Origin of the sequence: Kribbella sp. NPDC050281, assembly GCF_040655855.1 — a bacterium.
GTDB lineage: Bacteria > Actinomycetota > Actinomycetes > Propionibacteriales > Kribbellaceae > Kribbella.
Genome location: NZ_JBFAKS010000028.1, coordinates 74,130 through 100,393, shown reverse-complemented (window position 1 = coordinate 100,393; position 26,264 = coordinate 74,130). Strand labels below are relative to the sequence as shown.

Sequence of the window (26,264 nt, the reverse complement as noted above, 5' to 3'; positions counted from 1 at the left end):
CACCATGGCCGACCAGCTCGAGGTGCAGCAGACCCGGGCACTCGCGGTGGAGAGCAACGGGCTGAACGTGATCGCGGACGCCGACCGGAAGGGCCGGCCGAGCCAGCTGTTCTGGCCGTGGTTCGGGGCGAACGTCTCTGTCCTCGGGCTGAGCTACGGCGCGTTCGCGCTGGGCTTCGGGATCTCGTTCTGGCAGGCGGTCATCGCCGGGGTGATCGGGGTGGTGTTCTCGTTCCTGCTCTGCGGGCTGATCGCGCTGGCCGGCAAGCGCGGCTCGGCGCCGACGATGGTGCTCGGCCGCGCGGCGTTCGGTGTCCGCGGCAACAAACTGCCGTCGGTGGTGTCGTGGCTGCTGACGGTCGGCTGGGAGACCGTGCTGACGATCCTCGCCACCCTGGCGACCGCGACCGTCTTCGAGCGCCTCGGCTGGGGCGGCGGCACCCTGACGAAGGTGATCGCGCTGGTCGTGGTCGGCGTACTGATCGTTGCCTGCGGTGTGCTCGGGTTCGACCTGATCATGCGGGCGCAGACCATCATCACCGTGGTCACCGGCGTACTCACCGTCGTCTACATGATCCTGGTCGCCGACCAGATCCACTGGAGCACGGTGTCCGCGCTGCCGAGCGGTTCGAGCCAGCAGGTGATCGGGGCGTTGGTGTTCCTGATGACCGGCTTCGGACTCGGCTGGGTCAACGCGGCGGCCGACTACTCCCGCTATCTGCCCCGTGAGTCGTCGAGCCGCGGTGTGGTCGGCTGGACGACGTTCGGCGGCTCGGTGGCACCCGTCGTACTGCTGGTGTTCGGACTGCTGCTGGCCGGATCGTCGCAGGATCTGAGCGCCGCGATCGCAGCGGACCCGATCGGGGCGCTCGCGGAGGCGTTGCCGACCTGGTTCCTGGTGCCGTTCGTGATCGTGGCCGTGCTCGGCCTGGTGGGTGGCGCGGTGCTGGACATCTACTCGTCCGGCTTGTCCCTGCTGGCGATCGGACTGCCGGCACCGCGGTACGTCGCCGCGTTGATCGACGGCGTCGTGATGATCGCCGGCACGATCTACGTGGTGTTCTACGGCGGCGAGTTCCTGGCCGAGTTCCAGGGCTTCCTGATCACGCTCGGCGTCCCGATCGCGGCCTGGTGCGGCATCATGCTCGCCGACCTCGCGACCCGCCGGCGCGACTACGCCGAGGCCGACCTGTACGACGCCCGCGGCCGGTACGGCGACGTGCGGTGGCTGCCGGTGATCACGATGGTCGTTGCCACCGGCATCGGCTGGGGACTGGTCACGAACACGCTGGCGTCGTGGCTGACCTGGCAGGGCTACCTGCTCGGGCCGCTCGGCCTCGGCGGCAAGGAAGGAGACTGGGCGTTCGCGAACCTGGGCATCCTGGTCGCGCTGGTGCTCGGCTTCGTCGTCCAGCGGTTCGCCGGTGCGGCCGCCGTACGCACCCAGGAGGCGATCGCCTGATGGTCCTCGCGCTGATCGACCTGCAGCGGATCTTCGCCGATCCCGGCTCCGGCTGGGCCGCGCCGGACTTCCGGCGGGTGGTCGAGCCCACCAGGCAACTGGTCGAACTGTTCGCGCCGGACGTCGTCTTCACGCGGTTCGTGGCACCGGAGAAACCAACCGGTTCCTGGGTCGCGTACTACCAGGAGTTCCCGTTCGCGCTGCAGCCGCCGGAGTCGGCCGACTACCAGCTCGTCGACGAGTTCAAGGGCGCTGCAACTCTGGACAAGACCACGCTCGGCAAGTGGGGTCCGGAGCTGGCGGAGGCGGCCGCGCCGGACGGGCGGCTGGTCCTCGGCGGCGTCACCACCGACTGTTGCGTGATCAGCACCGCGCTGGCCGCTGTGGACGCCGGGATCCAGGTCCAGGTGGTCGAGGAGGCGTGTGCCGGCTCGACCGCGGACAACCACCGCAAGGCGCTCGACATCATGCGGCTCTACGCACCGATGCTCGAAGTCGTCACGATCGACCAGCTCCGTAGTACCCAGTGAGCCGCCGATGCCCGAGATCGAACTGAAGCATGAACGCGTCGCGGCGGTCCTGACCCGGGAGATCCGTTCCGGCCTGGTACGCCGTGGCGCGCGACTGCCCGGTGAGGTCGAACTGGCCCGGCGGTTCTCGGTCAGCCGGAACACGGTCCGCGCCGCGCTCGCCGTACTGACCGACCACGGGCTGATCGCCACCCGGACCGGCAAGGGGTCGTTCGTGCTGTTCGACGGGCGGCCGCTGGACGGCCGGCTCGGCTGGACGCACGCGCTGTCCGAGCAGGGCGTCGAGACCCGGATGCGGACGGTGAAGATCGCCCTCGAGCAGGATCCCGGCCTGGCCGGGCGGCTCGGGCTGGACGACCCCGGCGTGATCGTGATCGAGCGGGTGAGGCAACTGCCGGACGGTGTCCCGATCTCCTTGGAGCGCAGCCGGATCCCGGCACTGGAGTCGTTGCGCGACCTGCCCGGCCGCGGCCTGGACAACGGCTCGATCAGTACGACGCTGAGCCGGGCGGGCCTGCATCTCGACCACTGTGAGCAACGGCTCCGCGGCCGCCCGTTGAACCATGCCGAGGCCGGGTTGCTGGGCCGGCCCGAGGGGACCTGGTTCCTGCACACCGAGCGGACCAGCTGGACCGCGGCGGACACCTTCGCCGAGCAGGCCGACTGCCTGCTGGACCCCGAACACTTCGAACTAAGCCTCAGTTACGGCTTCTAAGGGCGCCGGGCCGGCGGGCATAGGGAGTTGTGCCGATGTGGCACTCCCCCTCAGGCGAGCACTGTCTGTTCATCGACAAGCTCCCGGAGGAGATCAATGTTCTTCTACTCACCAGACTCGCTCCAGGCAGAGGTCCGTTACCGACAGAACCGCCTGCGGCGTGACTTCCAGCGCCCCGGCTGGTTCCACCGCAAGCCCAAGGTGCAGTCTCCCGAGCCCTGCGCGCCCGAGCTGCGGGCCCGTCCGGCGATGTGAACGCGAGAGACCCGCCGTCCCCCGTCCGTCCAAGCGGCCGGCTCCCTCCGGGGAGCCGGCCGCACCGTCGTTCCGGGCTCCCTAGGTAGCTCCTACGCCGTACCCGGAGCGCCTAAGGGCGCCTGAGGCGCAGGGATAGGGAGGAACTCCGATGTGCGGGGTCACCTCAGACGAGCAGATTGAGGGTGTCGGCAGGAAGCCGGCACCAGACCAGGAGGAATCCATGTACTTCAACGACTCGGTCAAGGCAGAGGTCGCCTACCGCAGGGAGCGCCTCAGCCGCGACTTCCGGCAGCACCGGAACCCCCGGACCCGCCGGAACCTCGCCCACCTGTTCGGCCGGAAAGCCTGAAGGGAGGCAGACCATGTTCATCACACCCCAGCTGATCCAGGCGGAGACCGCCTACAAGCAGGAGCGGACCAAGCGTGAGTTCCGGGCGGCGACGCGCCGGGAGCACGCGGAGCGGGCCCACCAGCCCGAGCCGCGGCACGCGCGCCGGACCCTCCGACCCACGACGGCGGCATGACCGCCGGGACCGCCGTCCCTGACCCGACAAGAACGGTCAGGGACGGCGTTTTCGTTCCCCGGGAGGGTCAGCGGACGGGATGCCGTCGATTTGTGTCGGCTCCAGGGGCGAAGATGGACGATGTGCCCTGGACCTCGACACCTCTCGTCGGCCGCTCGACCGAGATGGCCGCCCTCCTCAGTGCCGTCGACGACGCGCGAACGCGCCGTGCCGGCGCCGTTCTGCTGTCCGGTGATGCGGGGGTAGGGAAGACCCGCTTGCTGGACGAAGTGGCCACCGGGGCCCACGAGCGCGGTTTCGGCGTCCTGGTCGGGCACTGCACCGACTTCGGCGATGCCGGCCTGCCCTACCTGCCGTTCACCGAGATCTTCGGCCGGCTGGCCGGCGAGCGGCCCGATCTGGTCGAGAGCGTCCTGACGAACTTCCCGGCGATCGGCCGGCTCCTGCCCACCCATCGCCTGATCGGCGCCCAGCCCGTGCCCCAGGAGGGCCAGCTCGATCGGGCCGCCCTGTTCGACGCGGTCCTGGGCGCGTTCACCGCGCTGTCCACCAGTGAGCCACTGCTGGTGATCATCGAGGACGCGCACTGGGCCGACGACTCCACCCGCGACCTGATCGGCTTCCTCATCACCCGGCTGACCTCACAGCGCCTGGCTCTGGTGGTGTCGTACCGGAGCGACGACCTGCACCGCCGCCACCCGCTGCGCCGCCCGATCGCCGAGTGGTCCCGCAACCCGCGCGTACGCCGAGTCAACGTGGCGCCCCTGGACGCCGACGAGTCCCGCACACTGCTGGACTCGCTGGTCTCCAAGCCACTCTCGGAGACTGAGGTACGACGGATCCTCGAGCGAGCCGGCGGGAATGCGTTCTTCACCGAGGAACTGGTGGCCGCGGCGTCGATGGGCGACGGCGATGCCGTACCGCCCGATCTGGCCGACCTGCTGCTGGTCCGGCTCGATCCGCTGTCCGACGACGCCCGGCAGGTGGCCCGCGTCATCGCAGTCGCCGGCCGCCGGGTGCCGCACACGCTGCTCACCACTGTCGCCGGACTGCCCGACCGCGAGCTCGACCAGGCTCTGCGCGAGCTGATCGACGCCCACATCATCGACGTACCGGGCAACGCGAGCTACTACTTCCGGCACGCCCTGCTGGCCGAGGCTGTGTACGACGACCTCCTGCCGGGCGAGCGGGTCCGCCAGCACGCGGCGTATGTGCAGGCGCTGAAGGACCAGACCGTCGCGGGTACGGCGGCCGAGCTCGCCGGGCACGCCACCCGGTCGCACGACCTGGCCACCGCGTTCGAGGCGCGGGTCCGGGCCGGGCAGGAGGCCATCACGGTCGCCGCGCCGCAGGAGGCGCTGAAGCACTACGAGATGGCGCTCGAGCTGTTCCCGAACGCATCGCCCGACAACACGATCGACAAGACCTGGCTGATCGTCGACACCGCGCTGGCGGCCACGTTGTCCTCGCAGCACTTGCGCGCGCTCAAGCTGCTCCGCAAGGCGCTCGTGGATCTGCCGCCGGACGCGCCGAAGCTGCAGCGGGCTCAGTTGCTGCTGCCACTCGCGGACATCGCGCTGATCGTCGACCATGACCAGGAGGCCAACGAAGCCGTCACGCAGGCGCTCAAGCTGGTGTCCGACGAGCCGTCGACCGTCTTCAAGGCCCAGGTCGCCTCGCTGTACGCACGGGTGTCCGACGCGCTCGGCCGCCCGATGGAGGCGGAGCGCTGGGCGCACAAGGCGCTCGAGATCGCTCGCGAGGCCGGCCAGGAGTCGGCCGCCGGCGACGCCGGGATCACCCTGGCCCAGCTCCGGCGCCGGGCCGGTGACCCGGTCGCGGCCGCCAGGCAGTTGGAGGAGGCCGCCGTACGGGCCCAGCTGACCGGTGACGCGGCGGCAGAGGTCCGGAGCCGGTTCCTGCTCGGTTCGACGTACTACGAGGAGGGCGACCTGCAGGGCGCGAAGACTGCGCTCGTCCATGCCTCGCAGCGCGCCGGTGAGCTCGGCCGGCAGTGGGCGGCGTACGGGTTCGACGCACGGCGGATGCTGGCGCTGACGCAGTTCGTCCTGGGCGACTGGGACGACGCGACGGCAACCGCCCGGACTGACTCCAAGACTCCGGCCGCGTCGGCGGCGGCGCTCCGCGCGGTGGACTTCGCGGTCCGGAGCGGACGCGGGGACACCTCCGTCGCGGAAGAGCTGGAGCGGATGCGGAAGTGGTGGGATCTGGACGTCATGCTGCCGATCATCGGGCTGCAGCCGGCCGTGGACGCCTACCGCCAACTCGACCAGGTCGCCGACGCGGAGAAGCTGATCGCGGATGTGTCCGCGCTGTTGGCGGACGTGTTCCAGACCGAGTGGTTCATGGCCCAGATCCGCTTCACGACGCTCGGAATGCAACTGCTGTGCCACCGGGCGGTGAGCGAGCCGTCGGCGGCCGAGGAGTTGGTTGCCCGAGGCTCCGAGCTGCTCGCGACCGGACAGGCGACGGTGGAGAAGGGGCTACCGCCCGGCCGGGTGATCGGTGTCGAAGGGCTGGCCTGGCTGTCGCGGCTGGAGGCGGAGTGGGAGCGGCTCCGGTGGCTGACCGGGATCGATCCGCCGTCACCGGAGGAGCATGTGGCCGCGTGGCAGCGGACCATGGACGCCTTCGGGTACGGGTACGTCTTCGAGCAGGCCTGGTCGCGCGTGCGGTTGTCGGCCGCACTGCGTGCCGCGGGCCGGGTGGCCGAGGCGAACGAGCAGGCGGCGCTGGCGGCGGAGGTCGGCCGGGAGTTGGGGTCGAAGCCGCTGCTGGACGAGCTCGGCGGAGTCGAAGGACCCGGGTTGGGCTCAGGTGCGCTGACCGCGCGAGAGACCGAGGTGCTGAAGCTGGTCGCCGACGGGCGGACGAACCGGCAGTTGGCCCGGGAGCTGTACATCAGCGAGAAGACCGTGAGCGTGCACGTGTCGAACATCCTCGGCAAGCTCGGCGTCCGGTCACGGACCGAGGCGGCCGCGGTGGCCCGGCGGGACGGACTGTTGGACTGAGATCCCACAGTCTCCGACGCAGTCCCACAGCCGCTCACGTTCGGCGCTGTGCGGGCCACCGAACGTGAGCGGCTTGGGCGGAACCCGGGTGGGGACCGGGCGTCTTCTCGGGTCGCGTTATCCGTGTTTGCGGCGCGGCGGCGACTGCGGTGGGATCCGGCGGGCCCTCGCCTCGGCGAGCTCGTCACCGGATGAATCGGACTGGCTACTCTCGGCGGAACGGTCGATGCGGGTGATGTCGTCGAACACGTGCTGGGCGTGCCGCATTCGCCACACGACCAGGATCACGACCCCGGTCGCTGCGAGTGCGATCGCCACCCACAGTTGCCACGACATAGCCTCACCACCCCGTACTCACCCCATTCCCCCGAGTAATCACCATAACTCCAGGTTGACTACTTGGCGACAGGCTGTACGCAATCCGTTATCCAGGGTACGGCGGACCCTCACAATAGTTGCCGTCCGCAATCACAAAGGGTGACCCGGCAACGATCCGGTGAGGGCGAGGCAGGTGACTCTCGGTGAAGCGCGACGTGCTACGGCCCCAGCCACGCCGCACGTCACTGACACTCCTTCCCAGTGCGGCGGGACTTCATGCACCGGTCGGTCCGCTTTAAACGAGTGTTCTCACCTGCTGCGCGGTGTGAGCCGTCCGCCCTGGAACAGGTACGCCGCCCGGCCGTCGACCGGATCCCGGAACGCCAGCACCGTGTGATCACCGTGCTCGGGCTCGGCGGCGATCAACCGGGAGTCGTCGAGCGGGACCAGCCGGGTCCGCCGCGGCTCGGGCAGGATCACCTTCGCCTCCTCGCCGACTGCCTCCTCCAGCACCCAGAACTCACCGTCCTCGACGCTGACGGTCGAGGCGGTCAGCACACCTTCGTACCGGCCGGTGACCAGGTCGGCCGAGATCTCGACCGGCTCGGCCGGCGGCACCGGCCGGGCCGGAAGCTCGATCCCCGCGGTCTCCCGCAGTACGTGGCCGACCAGCTCGTCGTACAGCGACGAGGTGTTGCCGCCGTTGGTCAGGAGCGCGACCGCGACGCCCTTGTCCGGGACCAGCCGGAAGAACGCGGACTGTCCGACGGTCCCGCCGTCGTGACCGTAGACCGTCCCGCCATCGAGCGTGAAGATCATCCAGCCGAGGCCCCAGTGAGCCGGGAAGCCACCGGTCGGCGGTACGTCGACCTGCGGTTGCCACAGGCGGTCGATGGTGGCCCGGTCCAGCAGCGACGCGTCCAGGTACGCCCGGCCGAAGGTGATCAGGTCGCTCGCACTCATCGCCAGCAACGAGCCTGCCGGTGCCATCGCATGCACGAGACTCCACACCGGCGCGGCCTGCAAAGGCTCATCCGGCTTCGGCGAGATGTGCCCGACCGCGGCCCGGTACAGCAGCGCCTCGTCCGGGATCGTGGCCAGGTGCTTCAACTCCAGCGGTACGCCGATCTGTTCGCGGATCAGCTCGTGGTACGGCTTGCCCCGCAGGACCTCGGCGATCCGGCCGAGGACGACGAAGCCCGAGTTGTTGTAGGAGAACCCCGCGCCGGGCGGAACCTCCTGGGCCAGGCCGGGCAGCACATCGCGGATGAACAGCTCGACACCGTCGTCGCCACGCGACGTCGGGGTGAAGGCGTCACCCGAGAAGCCGGCGGTGTGCGTGAGCAGGTGCCGCGGCCTGATCGACGCGGCCGCGGCCTCGTCGCCGAGCTTGAACTCGGGCAGATAGTCGCGGACCGGCCGGTCGAGGTCGACCTTGCCCTCGACAACCAGCTGGGCGATCAGCGTGGTGGTCCACAGCTTGGTGATCGAGCCGACCTGGAAGACGGAGTCGGTGGTGGCCTCGACGCCGGTGTTCAGGCTGAGGATGCCGGCCGCCGCCGTACTCAGCTCGCCGTCGGCCCAGACCGCGACGGACGCGGCCGGCACATCGTGCTTCTCGATCAGCCGACCGAGGTTGTTGTCCAACCAGCTTTGCATCTCACGCCTCCGATGAGAGAACACGAACCAGGTTCTGGCCGAGTACCTTGCGAATAGTTGCCTCTGACAACCCACGGCGCTGGAGCGCGTCGGTGACCAGCGGCATCCCGGCCGGGCCTTCGAGACCGGGCACGAACACCTCGACGTCGAGGCCTTGGATGACCAGCGGACGGTCGCAGGCCGGGACCTTCTCCCCGAACACCTCGGCCACGAAATCGCTGCCCAGCCCGACATGGTCGGTGCCGGCGACGTTCACGACGTACTCGAGGTGATCGGCCAGGTGATCGACAGTTGGCTTCTCCGCGGTGGTGAGGAATCCGGCGAAGAAGTTCACGCAGATGACGCCGCCGGTGGCCGCGATTCCCCGCAACTGCTCGTCGGTCAGGTTGCGGTGGTGGTCGCGCAGGGCGAACGCGCTGGAGTGCGACGCGACCAGCGGTTTGGTCGCCAGCTCGAGGATGTGCTCGACGCCGCCGCGGCCGACGTGCGAGACGTCGATCAGTACGCCGAGCTCCTCGAGCAGACCGACCGCCTCGACGCCGGCGTGGGTGAGCCGGCTGCCGGTCGCGTCCTCGCCCGATCCGTCGCCGAGCGCGCTGCGGCCGAAGTGGGTGAACGACACCATCCGGACGCCGAGCCGCTGCAGCGTCTGCAGGAGTTCGAGGTCGTTGTCGATCTGCGGACAGCCTTCGAGCGCCAGTACCAGCGCGATCTTGCCGGCGCGGGTCGCGGCCGGGATGTCGCCAGGCGCCGTACAGAGCGCGACCTCATCGGCGTTGCCTTCGGCGATCCGATGCGCGGCCTCGATCATCCGCAGCGTCTCGCGCAAGGCACCTTCGGGCCGGAACTCGTCGTCGATGAACACCGGCAGCACCTGGACGTCGATCCCGCCCTCGCGCAACTGCGGGATCCACCGCTCCCGGAAGTACTGCGCCCACGTCGCCTTCGGCCGTCGCGCCACCAGCATCAACAGGTCGTTGTGCGCATCCGCCACCAGCGCTTCCGCATGCAGGTCGTTCATTCGATCCCCTCATGTCGATCGGACCAGAATATGCTCGGGTCGGTGAAGGTGCTTTCGGCTCAGGATGTCCGGCGTGCGGTTCCGATGAGTACGGCGATCGACGCGGTGCGGGACGCGTTCCGGGAACTGGCGGCGGGGAACTTCGTCCTGCCGCCGCGGCAGATCTTCGGCAACGGGTCGGTGCTGGTGATGTCGGCGTACCACACGCCGACCGGGAGCGCGGTGGTGAAGAAGATCGGTATCGCGCTCGATCAGGTGCCGGCCATCCGCGCGACGGTGATCTGGACCGGCGCCGGCGATCAACTCGTCGCGGACGGCAGCTCGATCACCACACTGCGGACCGGTGCGGTCGTCGGGGTCGCCACCGATCTGGTCGCCCAGGCCGACGCGACCCGGCTCACGCTGATCGGGACCGGCGCTCAGGCACCCGACCAGGTCCGCGGAGTTCTCGCCGTACGACCGATCGCCGACGTCATCGTCACCGGTCGCTCAGCTGACCGCGCTACGGGACTGAGCAAGGCGTTGGCCGACGAGTTTCCCGAGGTGAAGTTCACTCCAGGCACGGATATCGACGACGCGATCGCCGACGCGGACATCGTCTGTTGCGCCACGTCGTCCACCACGCCGCTCTTCACCGCCGACGCGCTCCCCGACCGCGTCCACGTCAATGCCATCGGCGCCTTCCGCCCGACGATGCGCGAGCTACCGCGCGACCTCTTCGCCACCGCGTCGACGGTCCTGGTCGATCAGCGGGAAGCGGCGCTGGAAGAGTCCGGCGAGATCATCGACGCCATCACCTCCGGCGTACTGCAACGCGCAGACCTGATCGAGCTCGGGCCCGCGCTCTCAGCTCCTCCAGCCTCCACCGGCCGCACCGTCTTCAAGTCCGTCGGCATCGGCCCACAGGACTGGGCTATCGCCGCAGCCCTGGCTCGGGCGTAGCAGCGGACGCCCAGGCCATCACAACGCACACCGCTCGGGCGACCTGAGCGTGGCGGCGGCTCGTCGGCGCGATTGTGATGGCTTGGCGGTCCGCATCAGGTCCAGCGGAGGACGCCCTTGCGGTAGGCGTAGAGCAGGCCGACCGCGACGAAGGCGAGGAAGACGAACATCTCGATCAAGGTGGAGAAGCCGAGGGTGGCGAAGATCGTCGCCCACGGGAAGAGGTAGATCGCGTCGACGGCGAAGATCACGTAGAGGTAGGCGAACAGGTAGTACCGGATGTGCACCTGCGCCCAGCCCTCGCCGACCGGGTCGACGCCGGACTCGTACGTCTTGAGCTTGTTCTCGGTCGGATAGGTGACGGTGAGCGCCTTGTTCAGCGCGAAGGCGCCGATCAGCCCGACCAGGCCGAGCGCGACCACCGCGAGGACGACCCCATAACTCTCCGACACGGCAGCAGCTTAGTTGGTGCAGAGCATGATCGAGTCGACTGAGACGTAGGGGCCGTACCCGGATTTGAGGTCGGTGACCTGGAGGCGAAGTCGGATCGCAAGGGAACGACTGCACAGGGTGATATTGGCGAATTCGTCCCTAGCGGATGAATCCACCCACTAACACCGTGTCCCAGGCTGTGGACCACCGGGGCTTCCGCATGGTTCTGTACTAAGGGCGAACTAATATTGGGGTTATCGCCCTGAACTGGGGGGATCGACCTGTCGCCCACGACGCGGCGGGCCGGCCCAAGCTTCGACTTGGAGATGAACAGAACAGTGACCATCGAGGTCAAGCAGCTCGATCGCGTGGTGATCCGCTTCGCCGGCGACTCCGGCGACGGGATGCAGCTCACGGGGGACAGGTTCACAGCGGAAACGGCATCGTTCGGCAATGATCTGTCGACCCTGCCCAACTTCCCCGCCGAGATCCGGGCACCAGCCGGAACTCTGCCGGGAGTGTCGTCCTTCCAGCTCCACTTCGCCGACCACGACATCCTCACGCCGGGTGATGCGCCCGATGTGCTGATCGCGATGAACCCGGCGGCGCTGAAGGCGAACCTGCGCGACGTGCCGCGCGGCGCCACCCTGATCGTCGACACCGCCGACTTCACTCCACGGAACCTGAAGCGGATCGGGTACGACGAGAACCCGCTGGAGACCGGTGAGCTCGACGGCTACCACGTGGTGCCGCTGAACCTGACCGGCATGACGGTGGAGTCGGTCAAGGAGTTCGGCCTGACCCGCAAGGACGCGTCCCGGGCCAAGAACATGTACGCGCTGGGGCTGGTGTCGTGGCTGTTCCAGCGCCCGGTCGAGTCGACGATCACGTTCCTCGAGACCAAGTTCGCGAGTAAGCCGGACATCCGCGACGCGAACATCGCGGCCTTCCGGGCGGGCTACAACTTCGGCGAGACCGCCGAGGAGTTCTCGGTCCGGTACGAGGTGAAGCCGGCCAAGATGGCCACCGGCACCTACCGGAACATCTCCGGCAACCTGGCGCTGGCGTACGGCCTGGTGGCGGGCGCTCAGCGGGCCGGGCTGCCCCTGGTCCTGGGCGCGTACCCGATCACCCCGGCCTCCGACGTACTGCACGAGCTGTCCAAGCTCAAGCGGTTCAACGTGACCACGATCCAGGCCGAGGACGAGATCGCCGGTGTCGGCGCCGCCCTCGGCGCGTCCTTCGGCGGAGCGCTCGGCGTGACCACGTCGTCCGGTCCGGGCATCAGCCTGAAGTCCGAGACGATCGGCCTCGGCGTGATGCTCGAGCTGCCGCTGGTCGTGTGTGACATCCAGCGCGCCGGCCCGTCGACCGGCATGCCGACCAAGACCGAGCAGGCCGACCTGCTGCAGGTGATGTTCGGCCGCAACGGCGAGGCGCCGCTGCCGGTGATCGCGGCCCAGTCCCCCGCGGACTGCTTCGCGATCGCGGTCGAGGCGGCTCGGATCGCCGTCACCTACCGGACGCCGGTGATCGTGCTGTCCGACGGCTACCTGGCCAACGGTTCGGAGCCGTGGCAGATCCCGGTGGTCGACGACCTGCCGACGATCGACCCGGACTTCACCCTCGAGCCGAACGCCACCGACGACAAGGGCGCACCGATCTATCTCCCCTACCTGCGCGACCCGGAGACCCTGGCCCGCGCCTGGGCGATCCCGGGTACGGCGGGCCTGGACCACCGCATCGGCGGTCTGGAGAAGGAGGACAAGACCGGCAACATCTCCTACGACCCGGCCAACCACGACCTGATGATCCGCACCCGGCAGGCGAAGGTCGACGGCATCGCCCGTTCCATCGACCCGATCGTGGTCGACGACCCGGACGGTACGGCGAAGGTCCTGGTGCTGGGCTGGGGATCGACGTACGGCCCGATCGGCGCCGGCGTCCGCCGGGTCCGCAAGGTCGGCGGCAAGGTCGCGCAGGCCCACCTGCGGCACCTGAACCCGTTCCCGCCGAACCTGGGTGACCTGCTGCGCAGCTACGACAAGGTCCTGGTCCCGGAGATGAACCTGGGCCAGTTGGCGATGCTGCTGCGGGCGAAGTTCCTGGTCGACGTCGTCTCCTACGCGCAGGTCCGGGGTATGCCGCTCGGCGCGGCCGAGCTGGCCGAAGTGATCGGCAACCTGGTCGAGGAGACCGAGGGCATCGACGACGACGCGCGCCACCTGGGCGAAGCCGCCGCCAACCTGACGCACGGCGAGGCACTGAACGGCAACGAGCACGATCTGCACCAGTCCCGATTGGGAGGAGCACGATGAGTACGGTCGACCTCGGCCTGCCGAGTCTGCCCGGTGGGCTGCACGGCGTCCCGGCCGCGAGCGAGCCGCAGAACCGCAAGGAGTACGTGTCGGACCAGGAGGTCCGGTGGTGCCCCGGCTGCGGTGACTACGCCGTGCTGGCCGCGTTCCAGGGCTTCCTGCCCGAGCTCGGGATCAAGCGCGAGAACATCGCGATGGTCTCCGGCATCGGCTGCTCGTCCCGGTTCCCGTACTACCTGTCGACGTACGGCATGCACTCGATCCACGGGCGCGCGCCGGCGATCGCGACCGGTCTCGCGGTGGCCCGGCCGGACCTGAGCGTCTGGGTGGTGACCGGTGACGGCGACGCGCTGTCGATCGGCGGCAACCACCTGATCCACTCGCTGCGGCGGAACGTGAACCTGAAGATCCTGCTGTTCAACAACCGGATCTACGGCCTCACCAAGGGTCAGTACTCGCCGACCTCGGAGCCGGGCAAGGTGACGAAGTCGACGCCGATGGGCTCGGTGGACAACCCGTTCAACCCGGTCTCGCTGGCGCTCGGCGCGGAGGCGACGTTCGTGGCCCGCACGATCGACTCCGACCGCAAGCACCTGACCTCGGTCCTGCGCGCGGCCGCCGAGCACCGTGGCACCGCGATCGTGGAGATCTACCAGAACTGCCCGATCTTCAACGACAACGCGTTCGAGGCGTTCAAGGACCCCGACACCCGTGACGACGCGATCATCCCGCTGGTGCACGGCGAGCCGATCAGGTTCGGCAAGGAAGGCCGGCTCGGCGTGGTCCGCGACGGCTTCGCCTCGCTGGCCGTGAAGGAGGTCGCCGACCTGCCCAACGGCGAGGCCGACCTGGTCGTCCACGACGCCCACGCGGACGACCCGGCGTACGCGTTCGCGCTGTCCCGGCTGACCGACGCCGGTGTCTTGCACCAGGCGCCGATCGGCATCTTCCGTGCGGTCGAGCGCCCGGCGTACGACGACATGGTCCGTCAGCAGATCACCACCGCCCAGGAGGCTCAGGGCACCGGCGACCTGCAGGCCCTCGTCACCGGCTCGGATACCTGGACCATCAACTGAGAAAGGTCCGGACGGCTTTCTGAAAGCCGTCCGGGTCTTCCACCCACGGGTAGTGCCCGACACCGTCGAGCACTACCCGTTCCGCATTCGGCAGCGCGCGCAGCAGACTGTCCGTGACGTACGGCGGCCGCAGATCCTCCGCACCGTGGATCAACAACGTCGGTACGTCGATCCGCTCGCAAGCGCCAGCCCGATCCGGCACCGCACGGAGCTCGGCCAGCAACGCGTCGGCGCATTCCTGGTTGGGCTCGAAGCGTGGTGTGTTGAGCCGACGCGCGGAGTCGAGAGCGGTGGACTGGTCGGCGAAGTTCGTGGCGATGCGCGCGATCCAGGGATCAACTGACGGCACGAGCCGCTCGGCAACGCGGTCCCGGTACGACGGGGGTGGTCCGTCGAGCCCGGTGCTCGAGACCAGGATCAGGTGGCTGAGGTGGTCGAGGTGCGCAGCGGCGTACTGGAGCGCGAGGGCCGCACCCCAGGAGTGGCCGACCAGGACGAACTTGTCGTGGCCGCGGCGGATCGTCTCGAGGTCGGCGACCGAGCGTTCGAGGGTGTACGGACCGCGGCGATCGGACCGGCCGCAGCCGCGCTGGTCCCACCGGTGGACCCTGAAGCCGGGCAGCAGCCGAGGGAGGCCGTCGAAGACGTCCCACCAGCCAGGGCCGCCGTGGACGAGGACGACGGTTGGTCCGTCGCCGGTCGCCTCGGTCCAGAGCCGGCAACCGTCGTCAGTCGTCGAGTGAGGCATAGACAGCGGCGCGCAACTCGCGACGGATCGGATAGCTGGAGGACGGACGCAACTGGGTCAGGAAGACGACGGCCAGCTCGTCGGCCGGCGAGACGAAGAACGCCGTCGAGGCGGCACCACCCCAGAAGTACTCGCCCGGGGTGCCGATCGTCTGCGCCACCGCCGGATCCAGCAACACCCCGAACCCGAGGCCGAAGCCTTGTCCCGCTCGCTTCGTCTCGCCACCGAAATCGGCCACCGCCGCGAGGTCCTGACCACCGGGGAGGTGGTTCATGGTCATGAACCGCAGTGTCCGTGGGCCGATGATCCGCACACCATCCAGCGAACCGCCGGCGGCCAGCATCCGGGCGAACCGCAGATAGTCCCCGGCCGTCGACACCAACCCAGCCACGCCGGACAGGAACGCGCGCGGCCGAAGGTACGCGCTCGTCAACGGGTCGTCCGCCGGCGCGAAGCTGCCGTCGGCGTACGTGTAGCTCGCGGCGAAGCGGGAGATGCTTGCCTCGGGCACCGAAAACCCGGTGTCCGTCATACCGAGTGGATCGAAGATCCGGGTGCGCAGGTACTCGTCCAGCGGCAGACCGCCGATCACCTCGCAGAGCAGCCCGACCAGGTCGGTCGAGATCCCGTAGATCCAGCGCGTCCCCGGATCCGCCTGCAGTGGAAGATCTGCCAGCCGGGCCGGTAGCTCCGACAACGGTGCGTCCGAGTCCATCCCGGTCAGCCCGGCGTCCTGGTAGAGCCGGCTGACCGGGTGCTTGCCGTTCGAGGCCGCGAGCCCCGACATGTGCATCAGGATGTCGCGCACCGTCATCTCCCGAGTGGAGTCGCGGAGCGCGCCGTCCGCGAACACCTTCGGGCGGCCGAGCGCGGGCAGGTACTTCACCACCGGATCGTCGAGCTGGAACCGGCCCTCCTCGTACAACTGCATCAACCCGAGGCTCACGATCGGCTTCGTCATCGAGAAGATCCGGAAGATCGTGTCCGGCCGCATCTCCCGGCCACGCTCGGCGTCCGCGAGTCCGCAGGCCTCGAAGAGCTCCACCTTGTCCCGCCGGGCCACGGCTGTGACCGCGCCCGGATAGCGTCCCGCGTCGACGTACCGCCGGACCAGGGCCGCGACTCGCTCCATCGAACCTCCTTGTAGCGAACACTTCAGAACCGACGGTATGTGTTGTGAACGTTACATTGCAAGAGCGGATACCGTGGCGACGTGGACGAACGCCTGGTCCTCCTGGTCGCGTACGACGGTGCCGAGTTGCTCGACATCGCCTGTGTGACGTCGTGTCTGGACATCGCGAACCGCATCGGCGCCAACCCGCCGTACCGGATGGTGCTGGCGACGCCGGGGAAGCGCGCGGTGCACTGTGACTCGGGTCTGCAACTGCAGGCCGATGTGGCGCTCGAGCGGTTCAACGAACCGATGGATACCTTGCTCGTGTCCGGCGGACTCGGACACGAGGACGCCGCCGCCGATCGCAGCCTGGTCGGGCATGTACGACGCTTGTCCGCGCTCGCCCGCCGGGTGTCGTCGGTCTGCACCGGCGCGACCGTGCTCGCGGCCACCGGCCTGCTGAGCGGGCGCCGCATCACAACCCACTGGATGTACGCCGACCAGCTCGCGGCGAAGCACCCGGATGTCGATGTCGACGCGGATCCGATCTACATCCGCGACGGCGAGATCGCGACCTCGGGTGGCGTCACGAGCGCACTGGATCTGACCATGTCGTTCATCGAGGAGGACCACGGCGAGGCGATCGCCCGCGGTGTCGCGCTGGGCACGGTCACCTACCTCCAGCGGCCGGGCGGCCAGTCCCAGATGAGCATGTTCGTGGCGAGCCGGCTGAGCGGCGACCTCCTCGTCCGCCGGCTCCGCGACCACATCGTCAGCCACCCGACCTCGGACCTGAGTACGCCGGCCCTGGCGCGACTCGCCGGGGTCAGCGAGCGGCACCTGTCGCGGATGTTCCTCACCCACGTCGAGCAGACGCCGGCGCAGTACGTCCGCGGTGTCCGCACCGAGGCAGCGGCACACCTCCTGGTTTCGGGAGAGCTGCCACTCGCGGCCGTCGCCCGGCAGTGCGGCTTCGGCTCGACCGAGTCCCTCCGGCAGGCCTTCCTCGACCGGTACGGCGTACCTCCGTCGCAGTACCGGCGGACGCAGACACCGGCCTGATCCCAGGAATCCGGCCCGGTCCAGCAGACATCCGGACCTGATCGGTCCGGATGGATGGCCCGGCGCCGGACAGTCCGGAAGATCGTGCCATGACGAACGACTTCTCCGACTCCGAAGACCGGAATCTCAGACCAGTTGCGTGAGGGTGACGCCGGCCGCGCGATCGAGGTGATGCGCGGTCAGGCCGACGGCGCGGGCCGCCAGCACGTCCAGCTCGAGGTTGTCGCCGATCATCAGTGTGTCCACCGGGTCGACGCCCAGCGCCTCGCAGGTCCGCAGGTAGGTCTCTGGGGCGGGCTTGCTGACGCCGAGGGATTCCGTCGTACAGACCACGTCGACGAGGTCAGCCAGTCCGATCGCCTGGAGCTTCGCGTTCTGCTGTTTCGTGCTGCCGTTGGTCAGCACGCCGATCCGCCAACCGTTGCTCCGGGCAACTTCCAACGCCGGGCGCGCGTCCGGGTACGCGGTCCAGCTCGACCGGTAGTGGTGCAGGTAGCCGGTGAACAGCTCGTCCAGCTCCGCATCCGTCGGCGGCACCGGGAGGCCGAGCAGGGGCAGGAAGTCGCGGAGCCGGCCACGCCGCTGCCCCTGGTGCGTGATCTCGCGGGCCAGGAACCGGCTGTAGACACGGTCCTCGATCACGAACCACTCCGCGACCAGCTCGTCGGTCGTCGTACCACCCAGCTCGGGGATCCAGCTCCGGATCGCGTACGTCGCCGACCCGGTGTGGTCGAACAGTGTGTTGTCCAGGTCGAAGATGACCGCCTTCACGCCCGGACCACCGAGTCCCGGTTGAGCTCGCGGTGGTTGGCGTAGCCGGACAGTGCCAGGGTCAGGTCGAGCTCGGCCAGGAAGCAGCGCAGGACGTGCTCGACACCCGCCTGCCCGGCCAGTGCGAGGCCGTAGAGAAGCGGACGGCCGAGCAGCACGGCCTTGGCCCCGAGTGCGAGGGCCTTCGCCGCATCCGAGCCGGTGCGGACGCCAGAGTCGAAGAGGACTGTCAGCTGCTCACCGACCGCGTCCGCGATCGCCGGCAGCGCGTCGAGTGACGCGATCGCGCCGTCGACCTGGCGGCCGCCGTGGTTCGAGACCACGACCCCGTCCACGCCGTGCTCGGCGGCCAGCTTGGCGTCCTCGACGGCCGTGATCCCCTTCAGCACGATCGGGCCGTCCCAGTTGTCCCGCAGGAACGACAGCTCGTCCCAGCCCAGGCCGACGTTCGGGAACATCTGCGCCCAGTGCATCACCGCCGCGCCCGGGTCCTCGGCGACCGGCTTGGCCAGCTTCGCCTGGAACGCCGGGTCGCTGAAGTAGTTCGCCAGACCCTCTCCCTTGAGGAACGGCAGGAACCCGCGGTCCAGATCGGCCGGACGCCAGCCCAGCGTCCCGGTGTCGAGGGTGACGACCAGGACGCCGTACCCGCTCGCCTTCGCCCGCTGCAGGAAGCTGAGGCAGACGTCGCGGTCGGTCGGCCAGTAGAGCTGGTACCACTTGCTCTTCGCCTCGATCTGCTCGAAGGCGTGACTCGCCTGCGTCGAGTGCGTGTAGGTCAGGCCGAGCGCGTCCGCCGCCCGGGCCGTCGCCAGCTCGCCGTCGGGGTGGGCCAGCGTCTGTACTCCGATCGGCGCGACCAGCACCGGCGCGGGCATCGCCGTACCGAGGATGGTGCAGGACAGGTCACGGTCGGTGCTGCCGCGCAGCATCCGGGGCACCAGCCGCCACCGATCGAACGCCGCCAGGTTCGCGCGCGCCGTCGCCCCGCTGCCCGCGCTCGGCACGATGTACCCCATCGCCTCAGCGGACAGCGTCCCGGCCGCCTGCGACTCCAGCCGGGCCAGGTCGGTCGTGATCTCCGGCCGTGTCCCCTGCAGCATCCCCTGCAGATAGATCTGCAACTGGTGATCCCCATAGTTGGCCATGCCGGATGCTCCCACGCCCACCGCGCGACCTCAACCACACCACCCCGGCCAGGGCGACGAGGCAGCACAGCCAGGCGAACCAGTCGCCCCAAGCGGTGTAGACGGTCCGGTCTCTGCGCGTCGCTGAGGGTGAGGCGGCTCTGGCTGCGTCGCGGGCCATCGGGATGGAAGACCAGGGCGCGGTTGTAGTCGTCGGGACCGAAGACGGTGAGGCCGACGACGAGCTCAACCTTGTTGCTCGTGGCAAGTGTCTGGCCCTGAGCCATGACATCCGTCAGGTCCGGGGCCCGACGTCCGTCAGCGCAGGATCCGGACGGATCGCATCGGTGCCGGCGCCCGTCGAACGCGAGAGTGAGGAGCGTGACCGACACAACCGATGTGAGTGTGATGAAGCGGACCCTGCCGGCCCTCGGGTTGTTCTTCCTGGCGCCACTGGTGGCGGAGTTCCTGCTGGGGAACATCCCGATCAACCAGATCTTCGCGCTGCTGTTCCTGGCCCCGCTGTACGGCGGTGGCGCGGTGCTGATCCGTGAAGTCGTCAGGCGCCGCGGCTGGGGCTACCCGAGCGTGATGATCCTCGCGCTGGCGTACGGCGTACTCGAGGAAGGGGTAACCACGCAGTCGCTGTTCAACCCGAACTACGCGGACCTGCGGCTGCTCGACCCGGGACATATCTCGGCGCTGGGCATGGGCGCGCCATGGACGTTGTTCGTTCTCGCGCTGCACACGGTGTGGAGCATCACCGTGCCGATCGTGCTGGTCGAGTCGGCCTCGCGCCGCCCCCGCGAACCGTGGCTCGGCAAGATCGGCCTCTGGGTGTACGGCGCGATCTTCGTCGCCGGCATCGTGGCCAACACGGCGTTCGCCCTGAGCAGCGACTCGTTCGTCGCATCGCCGGCGCAGTTCGCCGGGACCGGAATCGCGATCGTCGTCCTCGTCGCCATCGCGGCCCGGGTCGGCTCCCGCGGACGGCGTCGTACGGCGGGCACGGTGCCCTCGGCGTGGCTGGTCGGCGCCGCCGGGCTGGTGCTCAGCTCGGCGTTCATGCTGGTGAACGACCTGGTGAAGAACGGCTGGCTGCAGGCCGGGCTGATGGCCGCGCTCGACGTACTCGCAGTGATCGTGGTGGTGCGGTGGTCGCGGCGGACCGGCTGGACGCAGCTGCATTCGCTCGCGGTTGCGGGTGGCGCGCTCCTGACCTACGCGTGGCACGCGTTCCCGGAGGACCCGGTGATGGACGCGTCGCGGACCACCGACCTGATCGGCAATGTGGTCTTCGCCCTCATCGCGGTGCTGCTGCTCGTGGGTGCGACAATCAGGCGTGAAAAACTCAGTGACTCCTGACAGCCGCAGCACCGAGTGGCCTGTCGGCCTCGCTCTGTTCGCGCTGGCGACCGGTGGTTTCGCGATCGGAACCACCGAGTTCGTCACGATGGGAGTACTGCCCCAGATCGCTGACGGTGTGGGGATCTCGATCCCGACCGCCGGCCACCTCATCTCGGCGTACGCGCTGGGCGTGGTGGTCGGCGCACCGGTGATCGCGGCGCTCGGTGCCCGGACCGGCCGGAAGCGGCTGCTGCTCGGGCTGATGGCGGTGTTCGTGATCGGCAACGTGCTGTCGGCCGTTGCCTCGAGCTACGAGTTCCTGATGGCGGCGCGGTTTCTGACCGGCGTACCGCACGGGGCGTTCTTCGGCATCGGCGCGGTGGTCGGGACCACACTCGTGCCGGTCAATCTGCGGGCCTGGGCGGTGTCGATGACGATGGTCGGTCTCCCGGTCGCCAACATCATCGGCGTACCGATCACCACTCTGATGGGTCAGCGACTCGGCTGGCCAGCGCCGTTCCTCGCTGTCGGCGCGCTCGGGCTGGTCACGCTGGTGGCGGTGTGGTTCTGGGTCCCGCCGCAGCCGGTCGGCAGCGACGTCAACATCCGTAGCGAGCTCAGTGCCCTGTCCCGGCCGCAGGTGTGGATGGCGCTGCTGGTCGGGATGGTCGGCTTCGGTGGCATGTTCGCGACGTACTCCTATATCGCCCCGACGATGACGGAACTGTCCGGGTTCTCGGAGGCCGCGGTCACGGTGGTGTTGGCCATGTACGGCATCGGCATGACTTGCGGCACCGTCGTCGGCGGCCGGCTCGCCGACCGCGCCCTGATGCCAAGCCTGTACGGCGGCCTGCTGGCGATCACCGTCGTACTCGGGACGTTCGGATGGCTGGCGCAGACCCGACCCGGAGCCCTGATCGCCGTGTTCGCGATGGGGTTCTCGGCGAGCATCCTGGTGCCGGCGCTGCAGACCCGGCTGATGGACGTCGCGCACGAGGGACAGTCGCTGGCAGCGTCGCTCAATCACTCGACGCTGAACATCGCCAATGCCCTCGGCGCCTGGCTCGGCAGTGTCGTCCTGGCCGCCGGCTACGGCTACGAATGGCCGAGCCGCGTCGGCGCCGTCCTGGCCGTCGCCGGGCTGCTCCTGGCCCTCGTCTCCGGTCTGATGGATCGTCGTACGGTCCGGAACTCAGACACGACCTCAGTCGTCGCCTGACCTTCTGATCACCGGGGACTTGGTTAGATCGGGGTATGGCGACATTGACGTTGGGCGCCGCCGACCTCGTCCGGCGGCGCGGGCTGCGGCAGATGCGATCGGTGGCGTTGTCGTTGCTGCTGCTGGCAGCGGTGATCTATGTGGCCACGCTGCACCGCGACGGCGGCTGGGCGTACCTGAACGCCGCGGCAGAGGCTGCGATGGTGGGTGCGCTGGCGGACTGGTTCGCGGTGACCGCGCTGTTCCGGCGGCCACTGGGGCTGCCGATCCCGCACACGGCGATCGTGCCGACCCGCAAGGACAGCCTGGCCGAGAGCCTGGAGCAGTTCGTCACCGAGAACTTCCTGTCCCAGGAGGTGGTGGCGGAGAAGATGCGGACCGCCGAGGTGAGCCGGCGGGCCGGTGAGTGGCTTGCCTCCGGCACCCATGCCGAGCGGATCGTGGCCGAGGGCGCCCGGACCATCGGGGCGGCGCTGCCGCGACTCGGCGACGAAGACGTGGCGGCGTTCGTCCGGGGGTCGCTGCTGCCGCGGTTCGTGCAGGAGCCGCTGAGCCCGATCGCGGGGCATTTCCTGCAGTCGGTCGTCGATGACGGCGCCCACCACGCACTGTTCGACCTGCTGATGGTGGAGGCGCATGACTGGTTGCGTGACAACCGTGAACTGCTCGCCGACGTGGTCGGTCCGCGGGCGCCGCGGTGGTCACCGCAGTGGGTCGACCGGCTGGTGATCGACCGGATCCACCGCGAGGCGCTGGCCTGGCTGGCCGACGTACGGGACAACCCGACGCATGCGGCGCGGCGAGCGGTCGACCGGCTGCTCGGGCAGCTCGCCCACGACCTGCAGAACGATCCGGCGACGATGGCGCGCTTCGAGGCGTTCAAGGCGCGGATGCTGACTCATCCCGATATGGGCTCCAGCCTGACCGCGGTGTGGGACGCCGTACGCACCGCACTGATCGACTCGATCGCCGATCCGGACAGCACACTGCGGGTGCGCGCGACCAAGGCCATCCAGGAGCTGGGGCAACGACTGCAGGACGACGAGGCGCTGCGCGGGAAGGTCGACGCCCGCGCCTCCGAAGCCGTCGGGTACGTCGTACGCACCTACGGCAACGAGATCGTCTCGGTCATCTCCGACACCATCGAACGCTGGGACGGCCGCGAAGCCGCCGCCCGGATCGAACTCCACGTCGGCCGGGACCTCCAGTTCATCCGCATCAACGGCACCGTCGTAGGTGCCCTCGTCGGCCTCCTCATCCATGCCGTGAGCCAGCTCCTCTGACCTGTGGGGTTGGGATGGTGGGAGTGTGAAGACGACGTACGTCCGGAAGCGGAAGAGGCCGATGGGGTGTGGGTTGTGGCCGTCGTACGAGTGGGAGGCGGATGAGTTCGGGACGTGGTTGTTCACGCCGGCACATTCGCGGCATCGGGGGGACGACGGGGCGTTCTGCGAGGTGGCGCAACGCTGGCCGGGTGGGCCTGGGGAGGACGCGTTGCATCTGGTGCCGCGGGATGGGTGGTGGTTTGCGACGTGGCGGCCGCGTGGGTTGCTGGTGGCGGACGTGAGTACGCAGCCGGTGCTGGTCGGGGACGAGTGGACGTACGTCGATCTCGAACTCGATCCGTACCGTCGGCCGGATGGGACCGTGGGCACCGAGGACTGGGATGAGCTCGCGGAGGCACAGGCCGCTGGTTTGATCGACGATCACGAACACCGGGCGGCCGTCGAAGCGGCTCACACGTTGGAACAGCAGTTCACCGACGGCATCGAGCCCTTCGGCACCACAGGCTGGACCAGGCTGTCAGAGGCGATCGCCCTGGAGCTACCACCCCTGACCAACTTCGGCAACCAACCGATCACCTAGATCCCGCAGTTGGGGGCGTCCCAGACGTTGCTGGTGCGGATGTCTACGTGGGTGTGGTCGTTGTGGCCGGGGTAGCCGGGGCCGAAGATGCCGCCGAAGCCGTGGTTGCGGGCTTGTTTGGCGAGGGTGCAGAACGAGTGGACCCCGGTGAGGTCGGCCGACCGGCCGTACAGGTGCTGGCTGTTACTCGCGCCACCGACCGAGTTGTTGCAAGGAATGCTCCGGAACCCGCTGGAGATGTTCAACGGCTGGTCGCCGAGCGCGTGCCGCATCGCCTCCAACTGCCACATGGTCTGCAACGCGTTCGCCTTGGTCGCCGCCGCCGACAGCGGTCCGCCATCCCACCCGGATCCGCCGCACCCGTCGTCGAGTTCGGTGTACGCGAAGTGGATCGGCGTGCAGTCGTCGTCCTGCAGCGCATAGATCTTGCTGAACGTCGCCGGCCCGGCGACCCCGTCCGCCCCGAGCCCGTACGCCGACTGGAACCGCTGCACCGCGGCCTTGGTGGCCGGCCCGAAGTCTCCGTCGACGGCGAGGTGACCGCCGTACCCGGGATATCCGGCGACCCTGATCTGCAACTGCCGCACATCCTCGCCGTTCAGGCCCTGGCTGAGCGTGCGGCCCCACGTGTAACAACCATCCGCGTGCGCCTCGGTCGCGGTCACGACCTGGCTGGTCGTGAGCGTCGCCGCGAACAGCAGCAGTACGGCGATCAGCCGCGGCGACGGTCGGGTGATGGACATCGGACACCTCCGGGGCGGTGAAGGAACCTGTCCCGGCCCAGCATTCCGTCACCATCCACCGCTTGGCCAGTGCTCAGCGAAACTTTCCGACGCGACGGCACCCATCCGCCCGACCCACCCGGTCGCTCTCTACCTGCCCGTCGATCAGACCCAGGCGTGCAGGTCGGCGGCGTCCTTGGCGAGCTGCTCCGGGGAGTCGTCGGCGACGAACTCGAGGAGAGCGTTGATCTCGCGGGGCTCGGCGGCGAGGCGGTCCAGGACCGGGCGCCAGAGCGACTCACGGCCGGCAAGCGGGAGCCGGGTGTTCGACGGCCACCAGGAGAAGACGTGGACAGTGGTCAGCCACGGCATCAGGGCTTCGAGCTGGTCGAGGCACTGGGCGTCGTCCAGGTCGACGGGCGGCTGCCAGTACGTCTTGAGGTTGGGAGCCCCGACGTCGAGCAGCAGCGTGATGGTGGAGTCGACCTCGTCGGTGAGCGTGTTGCGGTGGAACTCCATCGCGATCTCGATCCCGGACGAGGCCGCCACATCGGCCAGCTCGGCCAGCCCGCGGGTCACCGCCATCCGGTCCCCCACGCCCGCTTGCGCCGTACCGACATTGCCCGCCCAGACGCGGATCCGGGGCGCGCCGAGGGCCTCCGCGGTCGCGACCGCGGAGCGCATCTCCTCCCGGTCGATGCTGCCCGCACGCAGGTAGGAGCCGTACGCCGCGATCTCCAGCCCGTGGACCTCGCACAGCGCCTTGACCCGCTTGGCGGTGACCAGATTGCCGAGCGGGACATGCACGTCACCACCCCACTCGATCGCCGCGAGTCCGGCCTTCGCAGCCAGCCCCACCACCTCGTCGGCCGGCAACTGGCGGAACGTCACCGAGACCAGACCGGTCCTCACACCCACGCGTGCCTCCTCGTGTCCACCCCTCTATCCAACCGCATCGCACCAGCGGCTCCCCGGGAACAACGGGTGCTGGACGCCGGCCCGTCTCACGTCATGAGCAAAGCAATTGGATGCGACTGTCGCGTGGGCATAGTCTGACGGCGTGCCAGAGCAGCGCAGAGGGTTCATCTACGGGTTCGCCGCCTACCTGATCTGGGGTCTGTTCCCGCTCTACTGGAAGCTGCTGGACCACTCCGGCGCGATCGAACTGCTGGCCCACCGGGTCCTGTGGTCGCTCGTGACGATCGCGATCCTGGTCGTCGTACTGCGGAAGTTCGGCCAGGTGAAGGCGTTGCTGCGAGAGCCTCGGCGCCGGTGGCCGTTGATCGTGGCCGCGTTCCTCATCTCGGTCAACTGGGGCACCTACATCTGGGCGGTGAACCACGGCCGGGTCGTGGAGACGTCACTCGGGTACTTCATCACTCCGCTGTTCACCGTGCTGCTCGGCGTCGTGGTGCTGAAGGAGCGGTTGCGGGCGCTGCAGTGGGTCGCGCTCGCGGTCGCCTTCGTCGCCGTCGCCGGGCTGACGATCGAGAACGGCCGGCCACCGTGGGTCGCGATCATTCTCACCTTCTCGTTCGGGTTGTACGGGCTGACGAAGAAGCAGGCCGGCGCCGGCGCGATCGAGGGAATGGCGATCGAGTCCGCGACCGTGGCACCGCTCGCACTCGCGGCGATCGTCGTACTCGGCGCGCAGGGTGATTCGACGGTCACGCACCAAGGCCCCGGTTATCTCACGCTGGTGCTGCTGACCGGGCCGATCACCGCCGTACCGCTGCTGCTCTTCGGGGCGTCCGCGACCAGGGTCTCGATGACCACACTGGGCCTGCTGAACTACATCGCGCCGATCATGCAGTTCGTCTGCGGCGTACTGGTGTTCCACGAGGAGATGTCGTCGATGCGGTGGGCCGGGTTCGGGCTGGTCTGGCTGGCGCTGGTGATCTTCACCATCGACAGCATGAACCGGCGGCGCCGGACGATCGCGATCGAGCGCGCCGCGGTCACCGCCTCCGCGGTGTGACCCTTCGCTTGACGACCGGGATT

25 protein-coding genes are annotated in these 26,264 nt (G+C 69.0%); 15 read left to right on the top strand and 10 right to left on the bottom strand.

Annotation, left to right across the window (positions count from 1 at the left end):
- Positions 1 to 4 precede the first annotated feature (4 nt).
- From AB0I34_RS27770 to AB0I34_RS27745, 6 genes are all read left to right on the top strand, one after another.
- Positions 5 to 1,462 (top strand): cytosine permease, encoded by a 1,458-nt coding sequence (locus AB0I34_RS27770; protein WP_360450456.1) that lies wholly within the window; start codon positions 5 to 7, stop codon positions 1,460 to 1,462.
- Positions 1,462 to 1,992, top strand: a complete 531-nt coding sequence (locus AB0I34_RS27765) for a cysteine hydrolase (RefSeq protein ID WP_360450453.1) — start codon at positions 1,462 to 1,464, stop codon at positions 1,990 to 1,992. The genes AB0I34_RS27770 and AB0I34_RS27765 overlap by 1 nt, the downstream gene beginning before the upstream one ends.
- A gap of 7 nt (positions 1,993 to 1,999) precedes the next feature.
- The gene (locus AB0I34_RS27760) at positions 2,000 to 2,707 is read left to right on the top strand and encodes a GntR family transcriptional regulator (protein WP_360450451.1); all 708 of its coding nucleotides are present in this window, start codon (positions 2,000 to 2,002) and stop codon (positions 2,705 to 2,707) included.
- A 478-nt stretch (positions 2,708 to 3,185) separates the two neighbouring features.
- The gene (locus tag AB0I34_RS27755) at positions 3,186 to 3,314 is read left to right on the top strand and encodes a hypothetical protein (protein WP_360450448.1); all 129 of its coding nucleotides are present in this window, start codon (positions 3,186 to 3,188) and stop codon (positions 3,312 to 3,314) included.
- Between the two features lie 13 nt (positions 3,315 to 3,327).
- Positions 3,328 to 3,489, top strand: a complete 162-nt coding sequence (locus tag AB0I34_RS27750; RefSeq protein ID WP_360450445.1) for a hypothetical protein — start codon at positions 3,328 to 3,330, stop codon at positions 3,487 to 3,489.
- A gap of 113 nt (positions 3,490 to 3,602) precedes the next feature.
- On the top strand, positions 3,603 to 6,521 hold the full coding sequence (locus AB0I34_RS27745; RefSeq protein ID WP_360450442.1) for an AAA family ATPase: 2,919 nt from the start codon (positions 3,603 to 3,605) through the stop codon (positions 6,519 to 6,521).
- Positions 6,522 to 6,638: 117 nt separating this feature from the next.
- Here the strand turns inward: AB0I34_RS27745 and AB0I34_RS27740 are convergent, their stop codons facing one another.
- The 3 genes from AB0I34_RS27740 to AB0I34_RS27730 form a co-directional block, all read right to left on the bottom strand.
- The gene (locus tag AB0I34_RS27740; RefSeq protein ID WP_360450440.1) at positions 6,639 to 6,857 is read right to left on the bottom strand and encodes a hypothetical protein; all 219 of its coding nucleotides are present in this window, start codon (positions 6,855 to 6,857) and stop codon (positions 6,639 to 6,641) included.
- A 291-nt stretch (positions 6,858 to 7,148) separates the two neighbouring features.
- Positions 7,149 to 8,498 carry a serine hydrolase domain-containing protein gene (locus AB0I34_RS27735; protein ID WP_360450437.1) on the bottom strand — a complete coding sequence of 450 codons (1,350 nt, stop codon included), beginning with the start codon at positions 8,496 to 8,498 and terminating at the stop codon, positions 7,149 to 7,151.
- 1 nt (position 8,499) lies between these two features.
- Entirely contained in the window at positions 8,500 to 9,519 is a 1,020-nt protein-coding gene (locus AB0I34_RS27730) for a dipeptidase (protein ID WP_360450434.1), read from the bottom strand.
- A 42-nt stretch (positions 9,520 to 9,561) separates the two neighbouring features.
- Here AB0I34_RS27730 and AB0I34_RS27725 point away from each other — a divergent pair, with 42 nt between their 5' ends.
- Positions 9,562 to 10,461 (top strand): ornithine cyclodeaminase family protein, encoded by a 900-nt coding sequence (locus AB0I34_RS27725; RefSeq protein ID WP_360450432.1) that lies wholly within the window; start codon positions 9,562 to 9,564, stop codon positions 10,459 to 10,461.
- A 95-nt stretch (positions 10,462 to 10,556) separates the two neighbouring features.
- Here AB0I34_RS27725 and AB0I34_RS27720 read toward each other — a convergent pair whose 3' ends face one another.
- On the bottom strand, positions 10,557 to 10,913 hold the full coding sequence (locus tag AB0I34_RS27720) for an NADH-quinone oxidoreductase subunit A (RefSeq protein WP_360450429.1): 357 nt from the start codon (positions 10,911 to 10,913) through the stop codon (positions 10,557 to 10,559).
- Between the two features lie 306 nt (positions 10,914 to 11,219).
- Here AB0I34_RS27720 and AB0I34_RS27715 point away from each other — a divergent pair, with 306 nt between their 5' ends.
- Together AB0I34_RS27715 and AB0I34_RS27710 are read left to right on the top strand one after the other, a co-directional pair.
- Entirely contained in the window at positions 11,220 to 13,211 is a 1,992-nt protein-coding gene (locus AB0I34_RS27715) for a 2-oxoacid:acceptor oxidoreductase subunit alpha (protein ID WP_360450427.1), read from the top strand.
- Positions 13,208 to 14,287 (top strand): 2-oxoacid:ferredoxin oxidoreductase subunit beta, encoded by a 1,080-nt coding sequence (locus AB0I34_RS27710; protein ID WP_360450424.1) that lies wholly within the window; start codon positions 13,208 to 13,210, stop codon positions 14,285 to 14,287. The genes AB0I34_RS27715 and AB0I34_RS27710 overlap by 4 nt, the downstream gene beginning before the upstream one ends.
- Here AB0I34_RS27710 and AB0I34_RS27705 read toward each other — a convergent pair.
- Positions 14,280 to 15,035 carry an alpha/beta hydrolase gene (locus tag AB0I34_RS27705; RefSeq protein ID WP_360450421.1) on the bottom strand — a complete coding sequence of 252 codons (756 nt, stop codon included), beginning with the start codon at positions 15,033 to 15,035 and terminating at the stop codon, positions 14,280 to 14,282. The genes AB0I34_RS27710 and AB0I34_RS27705 overlap by 8 nt on opposite strands.
- The gene (locus AB0I34_RS27700; RefSeq protein WP_360450418.1) at positions 15,016 to 16,167 is read right to left on the bottom strand and encodes a serine hydrolase domain-containing protein; all 1,152 of its coding nucleotides are present in this window, start codon (positions 16,165 to 16,167) and stop codon (positions 15,016 to 15,018) included. The genes AB0I34_RS27705 and AB0I34_RS27700 overlap by 20 nt, the downstream gene beginning before the upstream one ends.
- A gap of 81 nt (positions 16,168 to 16,248) precedes the next feature.
- Between AB0I34_RS27700 and AB0I34_RS27695 the strand changes: the two genes are divergently transcribed.
- Positions 16,249 to 17,211 carry a helix-turn-helix domain-containing protein gene (locus AB0I34_RS27695; protein WP_360450415.1) on the top strand — a complete coding sequence of 321 codons (963 nt, stop codon included), beginning with the start codon at positions 16,249 to 16,251 and terminating at the stop codon, positions 17,209 to 17,211.
- A 126-nt stretch (positions 17,212 to 17,337) separates the two neighbouring features.
- On the opposite strand, the gene AB0I34_RS27690 is transcribed toward AB0I34_RS27695, so the two are convergent.
- Together AB0I34_RS27690 and AB0I34_RS27685 are read right to left on the bottom strand one after the other, a co-directional pair.
- Positions 17,338 to 17,982, bottom strand: coding sequence for an HAD family hydrolase (locus AB0I34_RS27690; protein ID WP_360450412.1), 645 nt, complete (start codon positions 17,980 to 17,982; stop codon positions 17,338 to 17,340).
- Complete coding sequence (locus AB0I34_RS27685; RefSeq protein ID WP_131360346.1) at positions 17,979 to 19,130, bottom strand: alpha-hydroxy-acid oxidizing protein; 1,152 nt, start codon at positions 19,128 to 19,130, stop codon at positions 17,979 to 17,981. Before AB0I34_RS27685 ends, AB0I34_RS27690 begins: the two co-directional genes overlap by 4 nt.
- Positions 19,131 to 19,490: 360 nt before the next feature.
- Here AB0I34_RS27685 and AB0I34_RS27680 point away from each other — a divergent pair, with 360 nt between their 5' ends.
- Genes AB0I34_RS27680 through AB0I34_RS27665 form a run of 4 tightly spaced genes read left to right on the top strand, consistent with a single transcriptional unit; the run spans position 19,491 to position 23,541 of the window.
- Positions 19,491 to 20,474: a hypothetical protein gene (locus tag AB0I34_RS27680; protein ID WP_360450409.1), complete on the top strand. Its 984-nt coding sequence runs from the start codon at positions 19,491 to 19,493 to the stop codon at positions 20,472 to 20,474.
- Positions 20,452 to 21,675 carry an MFS transporter gene (locus AB0I34_RS27675; protein ID WP_360450407.1) on the top strand — a complete coding sequence of 408 codons (1,224 nt, stop codon included), beginning with the start codon at positions 20,452 to 20,454 and terminating at the stop codon, positions 21,673 to 21,675. The genes AB0I34_RS27680 and AB0I34_RS27675 overlap by 23 nt, the downstream gene beginning before the upstream one ends.
- Positions 21,676 to 21,710: 35 nt before the next feature.
- Positions 21,711 to 22,958: a DUF445 domain-containing protein gene (locus tag AB0I34_RS27670; protein WP_360450403.1), complete on the top strand. Its 1,248-nt coding sequence runs from the start codon at positions 21,711 to 21,713 to the stop codon at positions 22,956 to 22,958.
- Positions 22,959 to 22,983: 25 nt separating this feature from the next.
- Complete coding sequence (locus AB0I34_RS27665) at positions 22,984 to 23,541, top strand: DUF402 domain-containing protein (RefSeq protein WP_360450401.1); 558 nt, start codon at positions 22,984 to 22,986, stop codon at positions 23,539 to 23,541.
- Here the strand turns inward: AB0I34_RS27665 and AB0I34_RS27660 are convergent.
- Positions 23,538 to 24,284, bottom strand: coding sequence for a D-Ala-D-Ala carboxypeptidase family metallohydrolase (locus tag AB0I34_RS27660; RefSeq protein ID WP_360450399.1), 747 nt, complete (start codon positions 24,282 to 24,284; stop codon positions 23,538 to 23,540). The genes AB0I34_RS27665 and AB0I34_RS27660 overlap by 4 nt on opposite strands.
- 144 nt (positions 24,285 to 24,428) lie before the next feature.
- Positions 24,429 to 25,181, bottom strand: coding sequence for a TIM barrel protein (locus AB0I34_RS27655; RefSeq protein WP_360450396.1), 753 nt, complete (start codon positions 25,179 to 25,181; stop codon positions 24,429 to 24,431).
- A gap of 142 nt (positions 25,182 to 25,323) precedes the next feature.
- On the opposite strand from AB0I34_RS27655, the gene rarD reads away from it, so the two are divergent.
- A complete protein-coding gene (rarD, locus tag AB0I34_RS27650; protein WP_360450394.1) occupies positions 25,324 to 26,241 on the top strand; it encodes an EamA family transporter RarD in 918 nt (305 codons plus the stop codon).
- The last annotated feature ends 23 nt before the right edge of the window (positions 26,242 to 26,264 follow it).